The sequence below is a fragment of the Nocardia carnea genome, from assembly GCF_029869215.1.
GTDB lineage: Bacteria > Actinomycetota > Actinomycetes > Mycobacteriales > Mycobacteriaceae > Nocardia > Nocardia carnea_B.
In genome coordinates, this window is sequence record NZ_JARWPM010000209.1 from 36,672 (window position 1) to 55,478 (window position 18,807).

16 protein-coding genes are annotated in these 18,807 nt (G+C 68.4%); 4 read left to right on the forward strand and 12 right to left on the reverse strand.

Annotation, left to right across the window (positions count from 1 at the left end; genetic code table 11):
- Positions 1 to 7: 7 nt before the first annotated feature.
- The 8 genes from QH276_RS14500 to QH276_RS14535 form a co-directional block, all read right to left on the reverse strand.
- Entirely contained in the window at positions 8 to 1,630 is a 1,623-nt protein-coding gene (locus tag QH276_RS14500; protein WP_280398609.1) for a VWA domain-containing protein, read from the reverse strand.
- 146 nt (positions 1,631 to 1,776) lie between these two features.
- Positions 1,777 to 1,938: a hypothetical protein gene (locus QH276_RS14505; protein WP_280398608.1), complete on the reverse strand. Its 162-nt coding sequence runs from the start codon at positions 1,936 to 1,938 to the stop codon at positions 1,777 to 1,779.
- 112 nt (positions 1,939 to 2,050) lie between these two features.
- Positions 2,051 to 5,314, reverse strand: a complete 3,264-nt coding sequence (locus QH276_RS14510; RefSeq protein WP_280398607.1) for a protein kinase domain-containing protein — start codon at positions 5,312 to 5,314, stop codon at positions 2,051 to 2,053.
- Positions 5,315 to 5,481: 167 nt separating this feature from the next.
- Positions 5,482 to 5,895: a Zn-ribbon domain-containing OB-fold protein gene (locus QH276_RS14515; RefSeq protein ID WP_280398606.1), complete on the reverse strand. Its 414-nt coding sequence runs from the start codon at positions 5,893 to 5,895 to the stop codon at positions 5,482 to 5,484.
- Positions 5,896 to 6,084: 189 nt separating this feature from the next.
- Positions 6,085 to 7,425 carry an MFS transporter gene (locus QH276_RS14520; protein WP_280398605.1) on the reverse strand — a complete coding sequence of 447 codons (1,341 nt, stop codon included), beginning with the start codon at positions 7,423 to 7,425 and terminating at the stop codon, positions 6,085 to 6,087.
- Between the two features lie 2 nt (positions 7,426 to 7,427).
- A complete protein-coding gene (dgoD, locus tag QH276_RS14525; protein ID WP_280398604.1) occupies positions 7,428 to 8,576 on the reverse strand; it encodes a galactonate dehydratase in 1,149 nt (382 codons plus the stop codon).
- 48 nt (positions 8,577 to 8,624) lie between these two features.
- On the reverse strand, positions 8,625 to 9,272 hold the full coding sequence (locus tag QH276_RS14530; protein WP_280398603.1) for a 2-dehydro-3-deoxy-6-phosphogalactonate aldolase: 648 nt from the start codon (positions 9,270 to 9,272) through the stop codon (positions 8,625 to 8,627).
- A 14-nt stretch (positions 9,273 to 9,286) separates the two neighbouring features.
- Positions 9,287 to 10,291 carry a 2-dehydro-3-deoxygalactonokinase gene (locus QH276_RS14535; protein ID WP_280398602.1) on the reverse strand — a complete coding sequence of 335 codons (1,005 nt, stop codon included), beginning with the start codon at positions 10,289 to 10,291 and terminating at the stop codon, positions 9,287 to 9,289.
- Positions 10,292 to 10,358: 67 nt separating this feature from the next.
- Between QH276_RS14535 and QH276_RS14540 the strand changes: the two genes are divergently transcribed.
- Complete coding sequence (locus QH276_RS14540) at positions 10,359 to 11,129, forward strand: IclR family transcriptional regulator (RefSeq protein WP_280398601.1); 771 nt, start codon at positions 10,359 to 10,361, stop codon at positions 11,127 to 11,129.
- A gap of 162 nt (positions 11,130 to 11,291) precedes the next feature.
- Complete coding sequence (locus tag QH276_RS14545; RefSeq protein WP_280398600.1) at positions 11,292 to 12,446, forward strand: acyl-CoA dehydrogenase family protein; 1,155 nt, start codon at positions 11,292 to 11,294, stop codon at positions 12,444 to 12,446.
- A gap of 207 nt (positions 12,447 to 12,653) precedes the next feature.
- On the opposite strand, the gene hydA is transcribed toward QH276_RS14545, so the two are convergent.
- The 4 genes from hydA to QH276_RS14565 are packed head-to-tail and all read right to left on the reverse strand — an operon-like array spanning position 12,654 to position 16,532.
- Positions 12,654 to 14,033, reverse strand: a complete 1,380-nt coding sequence (gene hydA / locus QH276_RS14550) for a dihydropyrimidinase (RefSeq protein ID WP_280398599.1) — start codon at positions 14,031 to 14,033, stop codon at positions 12,654 to 12,656.
- Positions 14,030 to 14,416 (reverse strand): allophanate hydrolase-related protein, encoded by a 387-nt coding sequence (locus QH276_RS14555; RefSeq protein WP_280398598.1) that lies wholly within the window; start codon positions 14,414 to 14,416, stop codon positions 14,030 to 14,032. The genes hydA and QH276_RS14555 overlap by 4 nt, the downstream gene beginning before the upstream one ends.
- A gap of 15 nt (positions 14,417 to 14,431) precedes the next feature.
- Entirely contained in the window at positions 14,432 to 15,577 is a 1,146-nt protein-coding gene (locus QH276_RS14560) for an NAD(P)/FAD-dependent oxidoreductase (RefSeq protein ID WP_280398597.1), read from the reverse strand.
- Positions 15,567 to 16,532 (reverse strand): dihydrodipicolinate synthase family protein, encoded by a 966-nt coding sequence (locus tag QH276_RS14565; RefSeq protein ID WP_280398596.1) that lies wholly within the window; start codon positions 16,530 to 16,532, stop codon positions 15,567 to 15,569. The genes QH276_RS14560 and QH276_RS14565 overlap by 11 nt, the downstream gene beginning before the upstream one ends.
- A gap of 176 nt (positions 16,533 to 16,708) precedes the next feature.
- Between QH276_RS14565 and QH276_RS14570 the strand changes: the two genes are divergently transcribed.
- Both QH276_RS14570 and QH276_RS14575 read left to right on the forward strand, forming a co-directional pair.
- Entirely contained in the window at positions 16,709 to 17,725 is a 1,017-nt protein-coding gene (locus QH276_RS14570) for a LacI family DNA-binding transcriptional regulator (RefSeq protein WP_280398595.1), read from the forward strand.
- 197 nt (positions 17,726 to 17,922) lie between these two features.
- Positions 17,923 to 18,783: an ABC transporter substrate-binding protein gene (locus QH276_RS14575; protein WP_280398594.1), complete on the forward strand. Its 861-nt coding sequence runs from the start codon at positions 17,923 to 17,925 to the stop codon at positions 18,781 to 18,783.
- Positions 18,784 to 18,807 lie beyond the last annotated feature (24 nt).

Below are 18,807 nucleotides of genomic sequence, written 5' to 3' on the forward strand. Positions count from 1 at the left end.
GCCCGGCCTACCGGTAGCCGGTGGCCTGGCGCAGGGCCGCGACCATATCGTCGCTGGTCGAATACGATCCGCCGGTGCGCTCGGCGATCTCCCGCAAGGCGTCCTGCTCGATATCGGATCCGAATCCGATCACCACCACGGGGATCCCGGTCGCGGCGATGACCTCGAGGCCGGGGCCGCCCACGGTATCCGCGCCGTCGGTCATCAGCACGATCATGCGTTTACGTCCCGGTTCGGCCGTCCCGGCGAATCGGTCGGCCGCCGTGCTCAGGCAGCGGTAGATACCGGTATCGCCGCCCGGCCGTCGGGAGTGCACCTGATCGCGCAGCGACCGCAGGACGGCGTCCGCGTTACCGCGGGCCCATTCCGTGGAGGCGGTGTTCTGGTTGAACAGCAGGATCGCGGTCCGGTCCTTCGGCCCGGTCTGCAGCAGGTATTTCTTCGCCTGGCCGGGGTCGAAGAGCAGGTCCGCGGCGCGTAGTACCCCCGTCCAGCCACCGTTGGTGTCCATGCTTCCGGATGCGTCGATGCAGTACACCAGGTCGGTCGGGGTGCGATAGACCGTCTGGTAGTCCTCCAATACCCGGGCGATCACCGGCGCGGCGGGATAGGTGATCGGCTGCTCGTCGAGGGTCGGCTGTACACCCCACGCCGGATCGAATACCGCGGGTGGGGCGTCGGGCAGGGAGAGTCCGATACTGGAGATCGGCCGCCGGCCGAGCTGCACCAGCCGCCGCTGGGTATCGGCCGAGAGCAGGAAATCCTGCAGCTTGCGGAAATTATCCAGTTTCGCGGGGTTGTCGCCATGAGGCAGATAGCCCAGCGGCGCATCCGCGATCGCGAGCACACCCTTCGGATAGATCACGTGCAGCGGCTCCTGTCCGGCCGCCACCAGTTGCTGGTTCCGCTCGATCACCAAATCCTCATAGGTGAACATCGTCTTGCACTGCTCCGGCACGGCCAGGCATTCGTCCATCAGCAGACCGGTGGACGGCGGTGTCCGGGTGACGGCGCGGGCGAACCGGGTGAAGCCGGTGCGGACCGGCTCCGAATCCAGCTGCGCCTGGGTCAACGGTACGCCGGGCCCGTTTCCGGCGAAATGGTTCAGGAAGCCCAGCAATACGGTCGCACCGGAGTTGGACTGGGTGGGGTTGGTGGCCCACACCGTCGTCTTCTTCGTTTCGGCCGCGACCAGGATCTCCTCGATCCCGACCTCCCGGCCGAGGAATCCGAGCGCCTCGAGTTCGCTGCGCCGCCCGGCGTAGACGACGGGCGTGCTGAACATCGGCTGCACCTGCTGCAGCCGGTGCGCGGTATCACCGAACTGCTGGAAAACGCTGCTGGCGAACCAGAACGCGTCGTAGGGCGCGTCGCCGGTTTCCAGCAGCCGCGCCTGATCCACCGACCCCAGTTTCGTCATGGTGCAGGTCAGCTCCTGGTCCGCGCACCACGGCTGCACGATCTGCTGGAACACCGCCTCGTGTTCCGAACCGGCGACGATGTTCAGCACCGCGGCGTCCGGGTCGTAGGCGGTGACGGGTTCGGTGTCGGTATCGGTCCCGCAACCGGACAGCACCGCACACACCAGCAGAATTACGGTGGCCGCCAACGACCCACGGCGATAAGTCAATTCGCCACCTTCCCCTCGATGGGAAGATCGTAGTCGCCGAGGTGGGTGGGGCAGGGTGAACCGGTGATGACGAACCGGCGAATCCTCGGCGACCGTGGCGGTTTCGTGCCGGCCGGTCCGGAAAGCCGGCCGGACGCGGCCGGTGGTCAGCGATCAGCGTCGCGGATCTCGCGCGCCCGAGAGTGTTTGGGTTTGCGCCGGTAGTTCTTACCGGACGGGATGGGCTGGGCGGCGCTGGAGTGGCGCAATTGCTGCCGCCGGCGCCAGCCGGTGAGGTCCGGGCGTTCGGTTCTGTCAGGGGTGGTCATCGTCGCTCCGAGTCGGTGTGCCGTCCGTTCGATATCGATGCGGGTAGCCGGTCATACGGTGAATGATGGCGGCCGCGCCGCGATTTCGCCCGTGAATTTCCGCGGCCGCCGCTCAGTCCTGGGCGTTCTCGGTGATCCAGGCGGCGATCTGGGCGCGCGAGGTGAAACCGAGTTTGGTCAGAATATGTTCCACATGGCTCTGGGCAGTGCGCTGGGAGATCACCAGTTTCGCCGCGATCTGCCGGTTACTGAACCCCTGGGCGACCAGATCGGCGACCTGGCGCTCGCGTTTGGTCAATGTGCCCGCCGCGCCGGACCCGGAGCGACGTTCGCCCTCGGGCGCCCCGAGGGCATAGGCGACGGCGGTGTTCATACTCATCGACTGCCCCCGCCGGAAGGCGGCGTCGAACGCGCGAGTACCCAGGGCCTGGCGCGCCGCCCGTTCGCAGTCGTCGTGGAAACGCGCCATATTGTGGAACACGAGCGTTACCTGGCTGCCGGCCGGTGCCAATCCCTCCGCGGCCCCCATCAGCACCGCCGCGCGTTCGGCGTCGCTGCGGGGGTCCAGCGTCCAGGCCAGCCCTTCGAGGCCGAACACGGTGAGCACCCTGCTGTTCAGGCCGCTGTTCACGCGCAGCGCTTCGGTGAGCAACTGCTGGGCCCGGGCGCGCTCGCCGTGCCGCCAGGCGGCGACCCCCAGCCCCCGCAGTACCGCGCAGCGGTGCAGGTGCTCGCCGCGCGGCTCGGTCACCGCCAGCACCGCACGGTAGAAATCGGCGGCGCGATCGGTATCGCCGGCCAGCTCGTAGGCCCAGCCCAGCAGCGTGAGCGCGCTCATCCGGAGTTGTCCGTACGGCTCCGCGGCGGTCAGTTCCACCGCGCGGTCGAAATGCGAGCGGGCTCGGTCCGATTCGCCCTGCGCCAGGGCGAACAAGCCTTCCGCGTAGGCGATCTGGGCGCGGGTGGGCTGCCGGAGTTCGGTGGTCGCCAGTGCCCGCGCCTCCTGCAGCTGTTCCTGTGCCGCCGGGAATTCGCCGTGTGTCGCCGCCAGCTTCCCCGCGGCGCACAGTGCCTCGATGCGTACCGGCACCGAATAGGAGCCGGGGCGGGCGAGCAGGCGGTTCAGCCACGACCGGCCCTCCCCGTACAAACCGCGGAAGTTCCAGAACTCGTAGAGCCCTGTCGCGGTGCGCAGGCCTGCCTCGGTGGCCTCGGGGGTGTCCTCGGACAGGCAGTATTCGAGCGCGTCACGCAGATTGGCTTGTTCGCGTTCCAGGCGCGCGATCCATGTCGGTTGCTCGGAGCCGATCCAGGTCTCCGCGGAATCGTCGAGCAGCCGCTGGTACCAGGCGTGGTGCCGCCGGCGCAGGTCCGGGAACCGGCCGGTGGCCCGCAGTTCCTGCCGGCCGTAGTCGCGCAGGGTTTCCAGCATCCGGAAACGGACAACGTTACCGGTCTCCTCGCGCGCCAGGACCGACTTGTCGACCAGCGCCGACAGCACGTCCAGCAGACACTCCGGCGCTGTGTCGACGTCACAGACCCCTTCCACGGCGTCCAGTTCGCAGCTACCGGCGAACACCGACAGCTGTGCCCACAGCTGCCGTTCCACCGGGGTGCACAGGTCGAAACTCCAGTCGATACACAGCCGTAGCGTTTGCTGGCGGGTCGGGGCGGTGCGACCGGCGCGGGTGAGCAGTGCGTACCGGTCGTTGAGCCGCTGCAGGATCTGCTGGGGCGACATCGTGCGCATCCGGGCGGCCGCCAGCTCGATCGCCAGTGGCAGCCCGTCGAGCCGGGCACAGATCCCGGCCACGGCGCCTTTGTTGTCCTCGGTGAGTTCGAACCCCGGAACCGCCGCGGCCGCGCGTTCGGCGAACAACGTCACGGCGTCGAAGCGGGGCATACCCTTGAGGCCGGGTTCCCGGCCCGCTTCGGGGACCGTGAGCGGACTGACCCGAAGCACCGCTTCACCGGCTGTGTTCAGCGGCTCCCGGCTCGTGGCCAGCACCCGCAGCTCCGGGCACGACCGCAGCATCGCCTCGTTCAACTCGGCGATCGCCTGGACCAGGTGTTCGCAGTTGTCCAGGACGAGCAGTGTGTCGCGTGGGCACAGGAACTGCAGCAGCACGTCGAGCAGCGGGACGGCCGATTCGTTGCGGACCCCCACCGTGGCCGCGATGACATCGACAAGGAGCGAGGGCTCGGTGACATCGGCCAGTTCGATCAGCCAGACGCCGTCGGAATAGTCCCGGGACACCTGGGTGGCGGCACGGAGCGCCAGCCGGGTCTTGCCGACCCCGCCGATACCGGTGAGCGTCACCAGCCGGTGGGTGGACAACAGGTTCTTCACTTCCGCGAGTTCGGTTCGCCGGTTGACGAGACTGGTGAGCTCGAGCGGTAGGTTGCCGGTGCGGTCGGGGACGACGGCCGCGCGGGACGCCGGTACCGCCCCCTCGTGGCGTGTCCCGTCGAGCGGGGTGTCCCGCAGCGCCATCGCGCCCACCGGGAATCCGAGTTGTTGCTGAACTCGCCTGGCCTCCTCCCCGAATCCCGCAGCGGACAGCCGCGCCCGCGGATCCCGCTTCATCGCCGATTCGACCAGGGTCGTGATTTCCCCGGCGATACCGTGTTCACGGAGGTCGGGCACCGGTTGGCTGGTGATACGCAGGAACTGGGTCACGATTTTCTCGCCGGTCCGGCGTTCGAAGGCCGCGTGGCCGGTGAGCGCGCTGAACAGCGTCGCTCCCAGCCCGTACACGTCGGCGGCCGGTGTCGGGGTGTTCCCCTCGAGCACCTCGGGCGCGGTGTACGCCGGTGACCCGGTGACCGTGCCCTCGGCGGTGCGGAAACCCCCGGCGATATGGGCGATACCGAAATCGGTCAGCGCGGGTTCGCCGTAGTCGGTGAGCAGGATGTTGCCGGGTTTCACGTCCCGGTGTACGACCCCCACACGATGCGCGCTCTCCAGCGCGCCGGCGATCTTCACCCCGAGTTGCAGGGCGTCCGCGGAGGTGAGCGGTCCGTTCCGGCGGATCCGCTGGTCCAGCGAACCGGCCGCGTAGTAGGGAGTCACCAGGTAGAGGCGGCCGCCGTCGGTGACGCCGGCCTCCAGTACGGGGACGATATTGGGGTGCCCGGTCAGGCGGCCCATCGCCCGTTGTTCGCGGACGAACCGCGCCCGGTTGTCCTCGTCGGTTTCGCCGGTGAGGATTTTGACCGCCACCGTCCGGTCGAGCGCTTGCTGAGTACAGCGGTAGACGATCCCGAAACCGCCGCGCCCGATCTCGGTGGCCGATGCGAAACCGGCCGCCTCGAGTTCCGCGGCGACGGAAGTATCCGAATCACGCCGCGTCCGCAGCGGGTCGTCGGCGGTCATGACCCGGATCCGGCCCGTCGAGGTTCTGTGTGGGCATCGTGCAACATCTGCGCACCTTCCGCCACCTCAACTGTATCGCCGAGGGGACGCGGCGGCGAGACGCACACGCCGGGGCCGGGCGGTACGCGACGGCCGCTGGTTGAACGGCGGTGGCGCGGTACGGCCGGTTATGTCGCGGGGACGGTGGTCTCCCGGGTGACCGCGAAAACCGGGAAGCGGTCGCCCTTCGGCGGCGTCCGGAACCGCACCCGTACCGGTGTCCCCGCGGCCTGCGGGACGGGCCCCGCGATCGTCGTGTACACCCACGGGCCTTCGTCGAGTTCGACGATCGCGAGGGTCGCCGGCACCGGATCGGTGAGGGCGTTCGGGGCGCATTCCACGGTCCGCCAGCACACGATGGACCCGGTACCGGCCGCCACCACCGGCTCGAGCTCGTCGGACCGGCACGCCGAGCAGCGGGCCGTTGTCGGCGCGAACAGTGTGTCGCAGGCGACGCAGCGGCGGATCGTCAGCGCGTCCGTCGCCGCCCGCGCAGAGTCTTCGGATGTTCTACAGGTGCGCTCCGGGTGGAACTGCGGCATCGGCGAGCCTCGGGATTCGGGTCGGGGGTGTTCGGGTACCAGCATCGGCCGTTCCGGCCCGAAGCGCGTCGGCCGATTGACCCGAGGCATACCTATTTGTGCCGTACCGCCAGGTCAGCGCCGTGTTTTCCGGTGGAATCGCCGGTCCGCCGGGCAGCGGACCGGCGAGCGAACACCGGGTGCGCTCCGCTACGCCGGTACCTGCGCGGGCCGCGATTCCTGTACGCGTTCGACGCGACCGACCAGCAGCACATAGGAGGTGATCCCGAGCAATGTGACGACCGTCATGTACACGAAGGCGGGCGCGAAGCTGGCATCGGTGACCAGGAAACCGATGACGATCGGGGTCGCGATACCGGACAGGTTGCCGATGAAGTTGAACATCCCGCCGGTGAGCCCGATCAGCCGTTCCGGCGCCAGCGCCGACACCAGGGACCAGGTGATGGAGGCCAGCCCGTTGCCGAAGAACGCGACCGACAGGAACACGATCACCAGGGCGGTGGAATCGGTGAAATTCGCACCGATCAGCGTGGTACTCAGCAGCAGCCCGGCGATGATCGGACCCTTGCGGGCGATACCCACCGAAACCCCGCGCCGCAAGAGGAAGTCGGAGAAAACCCCGGAGAACAGCACCCCGACCACCGCGGCGATGAACGGCAGCGAAGCCAGGAAACCGGATTTGATGTAATCCATATCCCGGTACTCGACCAGGTAGGTCGGGAACCAGGTGAGGAAGAACCACAGCGTCGAGGTGAGGCAGAACTGCCCCAGGTAGACGCCCCACAGTTTGCGCCGGCCCAGCACGGTCGCGATATCGGACCAGGTCACCTTCGCGCGTTCCGGCCGCGATTCGTTCAGATCCACCAGGCCACCGCCCGCGCTGATATGGGCGATCTCGGCCTCGTTGGCCCGGGAATCGCGCGGCTCCCGGTACACGAGATACCACACCAGACCCCACACCACGCCGACGGCACCGGTGCAGACGAACACCCAATGCCAGCTCAGCGCCGACTGCAGCCACGACAGCACCGGGGTGAGCAGGGCGAGGCCGATGAACTGGCCCGAGGTGTAGAAGCCGATCACGGTGGCGCGTTCCCGTTCGGGGAACCAGGCGGTCGCGACCCGGTTGTTGATCGGATAGGCGGGCGCCTCGAATACGCCGACCAGCAACCGCAGCACGATCAGCGCCACGAAGCCGCCGATGATGCCCATGAACACCGTGGCCAGCGACCACAGCACCAGGCAGACGGGGTACAGCACCCGGGGCGGCACCCGGTCGACGAACCAGCCCCCGGGGATCTGCAGCGCCGCGTAGGTCCAGCCGAACGCGGACAGCAGCAGGCCCTGCTGCGCCGAGGACAGATCCATTTCGTCGGCGATGGCCGGGGCCGCGATCGACAGGTTGGCGCGGTCCATGTAGTTGATGACCACGGTCACGAACAGCATGACCGCGATGAGGATGCGGGCCCGGCTCGCGGTCGTGGCGAGTGCCGCGCGGGAGGCGGCGGGCTTTTCGGTAGTTGTTCTCATGCTCACCACTCCGCGAACGAACCGTCGGCGTGCCGCCAGATCGGGTTGCGCCACCGATGCCCGATGGCCGCCCGCTCGGTCACGTATTCCTCGTTGATCTCGATGCCCAGGCCGGGACCGGCCGGGATCCGCACCTGTCCGTCGGCGTAGGTGAACACCGCCGGATCCACCAGGTAGTCCAGCAGCTCGTTGGTGGTGTTGTAGTGGATGCCCAGGCTCTGTTCCTGGATGGTCGCGTTGTAGCAGCCGGCGTCGATCTGCAGGCACGCGGCGAGCGCGATCGGTCCGAGCGGGCAGTGCAGGGCCAGCGCGACATCGTAGGCCTCGGCCATCTGCGCGATCTTGCGGGCTTCGGTGATGCCGCCGCAGTGCGAGGGGTCGGGCTGGATGATATCGACCGCGCCCGAAGCGAGCACCGATTTGAAATCCCAGCGGGAGAACAGCCGCTCACCGAGCGCGATCGGAACGGGCGAATTACGCAGCACGTCCACCACGCTGTCGACGTGCTCGGACAGTACCGGTTCCTCGACGAACATCAGGCGGAACGGTTCCAGTTCGCGCAGCAGCACCTTGGCCATCGGCTTGTGCACCCGGCCGTGGAAATCCACGCCGATACCGATATTCGGGCCGACCGCGTCGCGGACCGCCGCGACATTGGCCACGCACCGGTCGATCTTGTCCCAGGTATCGAGGTACTGCAGTTCCTCGGTGCCGTTCATCTTCACCGCGGTGAAACCGCGGTCCACGGCGTCCCGGGCGGCCCGCGCCGTTTCGCCCGGCCGGTCGCCGCCGATCCAGGAGTACACCTTGATCCGGTCGCGGACCCGGCCGCCGAGCAGATCGTGCACCGGCACGCCCAGCGCCTTGCCTTTGATATCCCACAGCGCCTGGTCGATGCCCGCCAGCGCGCTCATATGGATACCGCCACCGCGATAGAACCCGCCACGGTAGAGCACCGTCCACAGATCCTCGATCCGGCCCGGATCCTGCCCGATCAGATAGTCCGACAGTTCCTCGACCGTCGCGGCGACCGAGGCCGCCCGCCCTTCCAGCACGGGCTCGCCCCAGCCCACGACGCCGTCGTCGGTTTCGATGCGCACGAACAGCCAGCGCGGCGGCACCGTGTACGTCGTGATCGACGCGATCTTCATTGCTTTCCTCCTGTGCAGCGGACTGCGTTGTCCGGTGACGTGCGGGTACTACCGGGCCGATGCCCAGACGGCCGCGAGCCGGCGGGCTTTCGCCCGCACCTGATCTGCGGTGTCGCCCGGCCGGTAGGCGGCCGTGCCGATACCGGCGCCACCGGCTCCGGCGGCGCGCCATTCGGCAAGGTTCGATTCGTCGACCCCGCCGACCGGCAGCATTTCCACCTCGGCGGGCAGGACGGCCCGCACGGCGCGCATCCCGGAGATGCCGAGCGCCTCGGACGGGAACAGCTTGAGGCTGCGCGCGCCGGCCCGGACCGCCGCGAACGCTTCCGTGGGGGTCGCGACGCCGGGATAGGGACGCATTCCGCCGGCCACGGTCGCGGCGATCACCTCGGGGTTCGTATCCGGGGACACGATGATGGTGGCACCGGCCGCGCGGGCCCGCTCCACCTCCTCGACGCGCAGGACCGTTCCGGCGCCGATGGGGCACACCGCGCCGAAGTTCGCGGCCAGGATCTCGAGCGAACGGAACGGGTCCGGCGAGTTGAGCGGCACCTCGATGGCATGGAAACCTGCCTCCACCAGCGCCGCGCCCACGGCGGCGACTTCGCCGGGGGTGATACCGCGCAGGATCGCGACCAATCCCGACCCGGTTGTCTCCGGTGATTCGCCCATCAACTTCTCCTCGGTAGTCGTCATCTGTCCTCGCCCGCTCATCGCCGTTGCCGTTCCGGTGCCGTCAGTCCGGCGGCGGCGGCGATCGACCACAAACCGGTGGCGGTGGCGTCCTCCCGCACGATCTCCGTCCGTGCCCCGCACCGCGCCAAGGCGATCGCGTAGCGCCGGCACAGGTCGGCGGCACCGCAGAGCACGATCGGGTCCGCCGTGGGATACCGCGGCAGCGCATGCCGCACCTCGTCGGCGATGACGACACCGGAGAGGTAGTCGGCCAGTGCGGCCGGGGCGAGCAGGTCGTCGAGTACCAGTGCCCGCGCACCGAACAAGGCGGTCCCGAGCCCTTGGTCGCGGGCCGAGAAGCCGGCGGTCAGGCCGCGGGCGAAGGCCGTGTCGTCGCGCCGCGCGGTGGTCGCGGTATGGCTCAGCAGACCGTACCGGGTGACGAGTCCGTACAGCTCACCGGTCATGGCGGTGGTGAAGGACGCCACCGTGCCGTCCTCGACCCGCACCCATTTGGTGTGCGTACCCGGCAGCACCAGCGTATGTGCGGCGCCGGGGCGTTTCATCAGCTCGAGCGCGCCCACGACCTGGGTTTCTTCGCCGCGCAGGACGTCACCGGGGAGGTCGTGCCGCGGGTCCGAGGGGATGCGCAGGCCGGGGACCAGGTGGACGACGCCCTGGTCGAACCGGATCTCGGTCAGTTCGCGGGCGGTGTGTTCGAGGCGCGCGGGAACGGTCAGGTAGCCGGCCTCGCGCCAGCCCTGGGCGCTGCCCACCATGCCGCAGGCCAGTGCCGGGATCCCCGGGTGGGCGTGTACCCAGTCGCCGCAGATCCGCAGATACGCCGTCTCGTAGGCGTGCGCCCGGGCCGCCGGATCGCCGGCGTCGATACCTTCGGCGAGTTCGAGCAGGCCGCCGGCCCGGCTGCGGGTGTCGAGGATACGGCCGTCGTCGCCGAGCAGCCAGGAACGCATCGATGTCGTACCCCAGTCGAGTGCGATGAGGCGCGGCGTCGGGAGCCCAGGCCGGTCCGGTGTCATGACCGTCACTATGAACAGGACGTCCCGTTATTTCCAACCTGATCCCTATTTGTGGGACCGTAGCGGAATGAGCAGCCCGCACGACGACATTCCCCCCGGTACCCAGACCCTCGCGCGGGGCCTCGCCGTGATCCGGGCGGTCGCCGACGGCGCGCAGGGCCTGCGCGGGATCGTCGAGCACACCGGCCTGGGCCGCAGCAGTACCCACCGGCTGGCTCAGCTACTGGTGAACCAGGGATTTCTGCGCCACGACAAACGGGGTTACGCGCTCGGTCCGGCGCTGATCGAACTCGGCTTCAAAGCGCTGCACGGCAACCCACTGCCGGTGGTGGCGCGGCCGGTGCTCGAGGAACTGTCGGCGACCGTGCTCGATACCGTCCATCTGGGCGTCGAAGACGGCGGTTCGGTGCTCTACCTGGATAAACTGCCGGGGTCGCGGGGTGCGGAGATGCGCTCGCGGATCGGGTACCGCATGCCGCTCAGCCGCGCCGGCGTCGGCAAAGCGTTGCTGCTCGACGCCGCCGACCGCTGGGCCGACCAGTACGCCGCCGACGAGTCACAGGTTCCGGCCGCCGCCCGCCACGACGACCTGGACGGGTTCCTCACCCGGATGCGCGAATACGCCAGAACCGGCGCGGCGCTGGATCTCGAGGACAACGAACCGGGCATCCGCTGCGTCGCGGCGCCGATCCGCGATGCGTCCCGTGCCATCGTGGGCGCGGTGAGTGTTTCGGCGACCACGCCGTATATGCCCGACGAACGGATGCGCGGCCTGATCCCCGTCGTCCGGCGGGCGGCGGGGCGGATCTCCGCCTCGCTCGGCTACCTCGTGCCCTGACCCCGGCGTCCCCGGGCCGACCCCGGTTCCGGCGCGGCGGACATGATGAACGGACTACGCGTTCCCGGCGGACTACGGACCTGCGCGACGGCCGGCAAACCCGTCGCCGCATCCGCTCCGCGTACCGGGTAACGCGCCCCCTGCCGAAAGGACCTCGCCGAAATGTACGAACTGGACGAAGACGAAACCGCGGTGGTCGCGCTGGTGGCGGACTTCGTCGACCGCGAAGTCGCCCCGGTCGTCCGCGAACTCGAACACAGCAACACCTACCCGGAGACCCTCATCGAGCAGATGAAGACGATGGGCATCTTCGGGCTGGCGATTCCCGAACCCTGGGGCGAGGCCGCGGTTTCGGCGCCCTGCTACGCCGCGGTGACCGAGGAACTGGCACGCGGCTGGATGAGCCTGGCGGGCGCGATGGGCGGGCATACGGTGGTCGCGAAACTCTTGCTGGCGTTCGGCACCCGGCAGCAGCAGGACCACTATCTCCCGCGGATGGCCACCGGGGAGATCCGGGCGACCATGGCGTTGACCGAACCCGGCGGCGGCTCCGACCTGCAGGCCATCCGAACCTGGGCCCGTCGCGCCGGCGACCGCTATGTGATCAACGGCGCGAAGACCTGGATCACCAATGCCCGGCGCTCCCAGCTGATCGCGCTGCTGTGCAAAACCGACCGGGACGCGGTGCCCCCGCATCGCGGCGTGAGCATACTGCTGGTGGAGCACGGCCCCGGTTTCGACGTGTCGCGCGATCTACCGAAACTCGGCTACAAGGGTGTCGAGAGCTGTGAGCTGTCCTTCACCGATTTCGAGGTGCCCGCCTCCGCGCTGCTGGGCACCGAGGAGGGTAAGGGTTTCGCACAGATGATGCGCGGTCTGGAAATGGGCCGCATCCAGGTGGCGTCGCGGGCCCTGGGCGTCGGCCGGGCCGCACTGGAGGATTCGCTGCGCTACGCCCAGCAACGGGAGAGCTTCGGCCGCCCGATCTGGGAACACCAGTCCATCAGCAATTATCTTGCCGAGATGGCGACGAAACTCACCGCGGCCCGCCAGCTGGTGATGTACGCGGCCCGTCGCTACGAATCCGGGCAGCGCGCCGATATGGAAGCCGGTATGGCGAAACTGTTCGCCTCGGAAACCGCCATGCAGATCGCGCTCGACGCGGTCCGGATCCACGGCGGCTACGGCTATTCCACCGAATTCGACGTCGAACGGTATTTCCGGGACGCTCCGCTGATGATCGTCGGCGAGGGCACCAACGAAATCCAGAAGAATGTGATCACCCGTCAGCTGATCGCCCGGAACAAGAACCGCTGAGGTGGGAGCGAGTGCCCGGTTCGCGGAGTCCGGCATCGGGCCGCGGCAACGACCGGTCATGCGCTTGCCGCGAGCCCGGTCCGGCAGGCTTCTACGCTACGGCGCAGTGGTTGCGTGCAACCTACGCCGATCTCCGCTGGGAGATCCACGAGACCGCCGCCTCCTCCGATGTGGTCGCCGTGCACACCGCCATGTCCGGCCGCCAGGTCAGCAGAGCCGGAAATCGAGCGGCGCCGCCTCGATATGCCGGCCCCGGGGCATGGGGTCGAGTAGCTGTCCGTCGTGCACCACGGCCGTGCCCCGGACGAGCACCGTGACCGGTTTGCCCCGCAGCCGGCGTCCTTCGTAGGGGGTGTAATCGGTCGCCATATGCAAGGACTCGGTGGTGACGGTCCATTCGAGGCCGGGGTCCCAGAGAACGATATCGGCGTCCGCGCCGGGCATCAGGGACCCCTTCCGCGGATACAAACCGTTGGTGCGGGCGGGGTTCGCCGCGGTGAGTTCGACGAACCTGCTCGGGGTCAGCCCCAGCTCGCCCACATAGTGCGAAAAGATCACGGGCAGGCGGGTTTCGACGCCGGGCAGGCCGTTCGGCATATGCCGGACATCGTGACGGTGCACCTTCTTCTGCGCCGTGTCGTAACAGCAGTGGTCGGAACCGATGGTGGTGATCTGGCCGGTGAACAGGTGGCGGCCGAGCCCTTCGACGACCGCCGCGGAACGTAGCGGTGGGCAGCAGACGAAACGTTCCGGATCGCTGCCGCGGTAAGCGGTGTCGTCGAGGGTCAGATGGTGGGTGACCGCTTCGGTGAACGCGATGAGCCCGCGTGTGCGCGCCTCCGCGACCAGTTCGACGGCCGCCGCGGTCGATTGGTGCACGAAGTAGACCGGCGCCCGCTGCGATTCGGCAATCGCGAGAATGGCGGCGACGGAAGCGGTTTCGGCCAGCTCCGGCCGGGTTTGTGCCATCTGTGCCGCATCGAGACCGGTGGAAGCGGCCGCGAACCGCTGGGCGTCGGTGACGATGGCATCGGATTCGCAATGGATGACGACCATGCCGCCGAGGTCGCGGGTGGTCTGCATCGTCCGGAGGATGGTGTGCTCGTCGGCCATCGTTTCTCCCGCGTAGGTGGTGAACATCTTCACCGTGCGGATTCCGGCATCGGCCAGGGTGGCCAGTTGTCCGGCGGTGGTGTCGTTCCATTCGACGACGCAGGCGTGCAGCGCCGAATCACACAGCCCGTCGCCGGCTTTCGCGCGCTGTTTCTCGGCCGCGTCGAGCGGCTGCTGCCCCGGCCGGGGTATGGCGAAGTCGATAATGGTAGTGGTGCCGCCGAACACCGCCGCTGTGGTGCATTCCCGGTAGGAGTCCAGTGAGGTGAACTCGCCGGAGGTGAATCCGACATGGCAATGCGGGTCCACGCCGCCGGGCAGGACGAGTTTCCCGGTGGCATCGATGACCTCGGCCGCGGCGTCGACCGCGGTACCGGGCGCGAGCACCGCCGCGATCGTATCGCCCTCGATCAGCAGATCCGCCGGACCCGACCAGTGTGCTTCGACGACGGTTCCGCCGCGTATCACCTTCATCGCGTGGCCTCCCGGTAGGCGACCCATCCGCCGCGATCGCTGATATCGATGACGCCGGGGGCCGCCAACGCCTCCCTGCGCATTCGCATCGACAGGGAGCCGCGTCGGTCCGCCAGTTCGATAACCCCCAGTTCGAGTTCTTCCGGCTCGCGGGGGAGTAGTTCCTCGCGCAGGACGTCGTATTCGACTTCGTAGAGTTCGCCCGGTACGACGAAGCCGCCGCTGCCGACCGGGTGCAGGCCGGGGAATTCATCGCGTACCGAATAGAACCGGTAGCGCGGTGCCGTCTCGACCGGGCCGAGGAAACGCGCGCGATGCAGCGCGTCGTGCAACGTGCCGCCGGACATCGCCTGCCCGTTGACGAACATCGTGACAACTGCCATGGGAAATCTGTTCCTTCAGTGTGCTTGTCGTGGGACCAGACGGGTCGGCGTGAACGCCGAGATGTCGATATCGGGTTCTTTCTCGTGCACCAGCGCGGTGAGGATTTGTGCCCACAGCGGTGCGAAGGTGAAGGAATAGGTGCCGCCCGCGACGAACAGTCCCGGCGCCGCGTCGAGCGGGCCGATCACGGGCATCTCGTCGGGGGTTGTGACGACCGGCCCGGTCCACGCGTCGAGAAGTGGTCCGTGCAGTGCCGGGAGCAGCCGTTCGACCTGGGCGAGATTGCCCGTCGTGCTGTCGTCGCGCAGGGGTGCTGCGGCACGGTCGTGGAACGGTCCGGCCGGCCATCCGCCGCCCAGAACGAGCCGATCGCGCCGGTCCTGTTTGATCGACATACCCTCGCCGACGTGCTGTACCAGCACATCGAGGGTGCGGGGCGGCGCTGCGAGCGAATGCATTTGCAGTGACCGGGGTGTCAGGTCCAGGTCGACGCCCGCCAGCGCGGCGATCGCGGCCATCCAGGGACCGGCCGCGTTGATGACCGCGCGGGTTGCCCAGGTCAGCGCCGGCGTGGTCACCTGCCAGGCCCCGCTCGCGTATGCGAGGCCGGTGACCGGGGTATCGGGGTGCAGCCGCGCGCCTTCGGCGACCGCCTGCCGGAGCATGGCCGGCCCGGCGAGGTCGGGTTCGGCGAAACCGTCCCAGGGGCACCAGGTGGCCGCTTCGACCGTGGGCCCGAGCAAGGGGAGCGCGCGCCGGGCTTCCGCTCCGGTGAGCACCTCGGTGGGTATGCCCGCGGCCTGTTCCCACCGGTGCTTGGTGTGCAGGGCGCGCACCTGGTCCTCGGTTTCGGCGACCATGAAACCACCGCAACGATTGAGGCCGAGGCCGGGTACGGTGTCGCCGAGTATGTCCCACAAGGCACTTGTTGCTTTTTGGAGCGGAAGCAGTTTCTCGACGTCGACGGCCGTGCCCTGACCGGGGCGCCGGGTGTGGATGGTCTGGATGTGCAGATTGCCGGCGGTGGTTCCCGAGCCCGCGGTATTCGGAACCGTGCGGTCGAGCACGGCGACCCGCAGCCCCGATCGGGTCAGCGCCACCGCGGTGGCTGCGCCCACGATTCCCGCGCCGACGACGACGGCGTCCACCTCAGTCGCCACGGCCGGCTCCTCCGGTGGGCGCGGAGGCTTCGGCGATCCCGGACTCGGTGATCACGGCGCGCAGCGCGTCGAGGGTCGCCGGATCCGTCACCGGGAGGAGGGGTTCCCGGACCGCGCCGCCGGGCTGCCCCAGCAGGTTCATCACGGCCTTCAGCTGTGGAATGGGGGAGGCGTATACACCGCTGTAGTCGGCATTGATGAGCCGTCCGGACAGGGCCCGGTACCTGTCCGCCCACACCCGGGCGGTCTCCGCGTCGCGGGCCGCGACCGCGCGGTAGAACGGCACCGCGAAGGGTGCGCCGACTCCGCCGCCGTCGATATTGCCGTCGCCGCCGAGTTCGAGCAGCGTCGCCAGACCCCGGCGGTGCAGGAAACTCCCGAACACCCGGACCCGGTCCGCGACGGCCTCGACGGTGTCGAGCATCGACAGCCAGTCGCCGGTGCTGTCCTTGATCGCCACCACATTGTCGAGGCCGGCCAGCCGGGAGAACAGGCCCGGGATCGTCCCCATGTCCAGGGAGACGCCGCGCGGCCAGTTGTAGACCATGAACGGCAGCGACGTCGCCGAGGAGACGGTGTCGAAGAACCGCACCGTCTCCTCCGCCGAGGTGTGGACATAGGGGGGCGGGGTGGCCAGGACTCCGTCGGCTCCCGCGGCCGCGGCATGTACGGCCAGTTCGGCGGACTGCCGCGCGGTGTAGGCACTCACGCCGACGACGACCGGAAACCGGCCGGCCACCGCCGCGACGGCCACTTCGGCGACCGTTCTCCGTTCGTCACCGGTCTGGCTGAACCACTCGCCGGTACTTCCGTTGACGAGCACACCGTCCACCCCCATGCGCGCGTACAACTGCATCAGCTCGGTGAGGGCATCGGTATCGAGGGCACCCGAGCGGGTGAACGGGGTCGGGGCCGCGGGCCAGTATCCGGACCACGCGACATCATCGCGATTCATGGGCTGCCTTCCGAGCGGGCGGAATTCGAAATTCTGTCGATCCGCGGACATTGATGGGATCGATTGCATAGACTGCCGTCGAATACGTCACCCCGTCAAGCCCGGAAACGCAGTCGTAACGCGGACCCTGTCGAATGTGGGTGTCCGGCGGACGGACAGAGAGAAATGGAGGACCGATGGCGGTCACTTTGGTCGACGTGGCGGTTGCTGCGGGGGTTTCGCGCAGTACCGCGTCGCGGGCGCTGAGCGGATCGCCGTTGATCTCCCCGCAGACGCGGGCCGCCGTGGAAGCGGCCGCGCGGACGCTCGGTTACCGCCCCAACCGGGCCGCGAGCGCGCTGCGGTCCAACCGCTCCCACCTCCTCGGTCTGGTGATGAACAACCTGATCAACGCCTCTTTCCACACCATCGCCGAGGTCGTGCACAAGCGGGCGTCGGCCGCCGGGTTCCAGGTGTTGTTGTGCATCACCGACGCCGATCCGGCCCGGGAGAACGATGTGCTGGCGATGCTGGGCGAACACGGTGTGGACGGGACCATCGTCATAGGCAGCGGGCGGAGTGCGCCGGCCTCCAATGCTCTGCTGGGCCAGGGCCGCGCGGTGGTGAATCTCATCCGGTCGGTGCAGGGCAGCAAGGCCTCGACCGTTCTCGCCGACGATGTCGAAGGCGCCCGGGACGCGACAGCGCATCTGCTGGCGCTCGGGCATCGGCGCATCGGATACATCGGCGGAACGGCCGAGGCGACGTCGGGCCGCGAACGGTTCGCGGGCTACCGGTCGGCGTTGGCGGACGCCGGGATCGCGGTGGACGACGCGATCGTGCGCAAGGGGCCGTTCACCACGGAATTCGGTGCCGAAGCGGTGAACTCCCTGCTCGACAGCGGCGAAGCGATCACCGCTCTCTACGCGGCCAACCACGAAGCCGTCTTCGGCATCCTGCCCACCCTGGTGAGCCGCGGTGTCTCCGTTCCCGGCGAACTGTCGCTGATCTGCCATGAGGATATGCCGTGGCTGGCGCTGTGGCAGCCGGCGATCACCGTGGTCGACAACGGCGCGGCACAGCTGGCCAACCTGGCGATGGACCTGCTGTTCCAGCAGATCAACGAGGCCGCCGCGCCGGACGGGCGAACGTACCGGATCGGCGCCCGGCTGGTGGAGCGCGCGTCCTGCCGCGCCGTGGGGAACGGCCGGTGAATACGTGCGTGCGCCGGGCATTCCCGGCTCCCTCGTTAACAGTTGATTCGTCGCGTGTCGGCCGTGTTAACGGCATTGACGGCCCTCGGTCGTTCTGCGACTCTTTATGCAATCGATCCCATGGAGGGTCGGAAGATTTCCCGGGGCATATTCGCCCGATCGCTGCCGCGGAGCAGTCGATATCGAAAGGTTCGTCAATGCGCAATATCATCGGAATCGCCGCTGCCGTGGTCGTGGCCGCCGGTCTCACCGGGTGTAGTTCGGCGGCGGACGAGAATGCCGCCCCGGCGGGCTGCACTCCGGCGCTCGGTGCCGCCGACCTCGCGAAGGAGGGCACCTTGACGATCGCTACCAATGCGACCCTCCCGCCCATGCAATATGTCGACGCCGACGGCGAGGTGATCGGAATGCGGATCGACCTGGGCCGCGAAATCGCGAAGCGACTGTGCCTGGCAACCGAATTCGTCAATATCGAATTCGAGGCGCAGATCCCCGGCGTGCAGAGCGGCCGCTGGGACATGATCGACACCGGCATGTTCTACACCCCGGCGCGCGCCGAAACCATCGATCTGGTGCCCTATGAGGTTCAGGCGGTATCCATCTCCGTGCCCGCGGGAAACCCGGAGTCGATCTCGACCGTCGACGATCTGGCCGGTAAGACCATCGGGGTCGAAGCCCCCGGATACGAGTTCGACACCCTCACCGCCCTCGCGGAAGAGTTCGCCGCCGCGGGCAAGCCACCGCTGAATGTCCAGACCTTCAAAACCAATGCCGATGCGTACCAAGCGCTTTCGGCGGGCCAGATCGACGGTACCTCGATCGTCGAATCGGTGACCTCTTTCTATCAGAAGGACGGCCGCTTCGAGACCGCCGTCGGCGGGATCAACGAGGCGCCGCTCGCGATGGGTTTCGCCAAGGGAAGCAAAGCGGCCACGGAGGTCGCCCGGGTGCTGTCGGAGATGCGCAGTGACGGCTTCCTGCCGGACCTCTTCGAGCAGTACGGCGTCGAGGCGTACGACGGTGATATCGCCGTGAGCACCGGACCGCTCGAGAGCTGATCGCGCGAACTAGTCGAAAGGCAT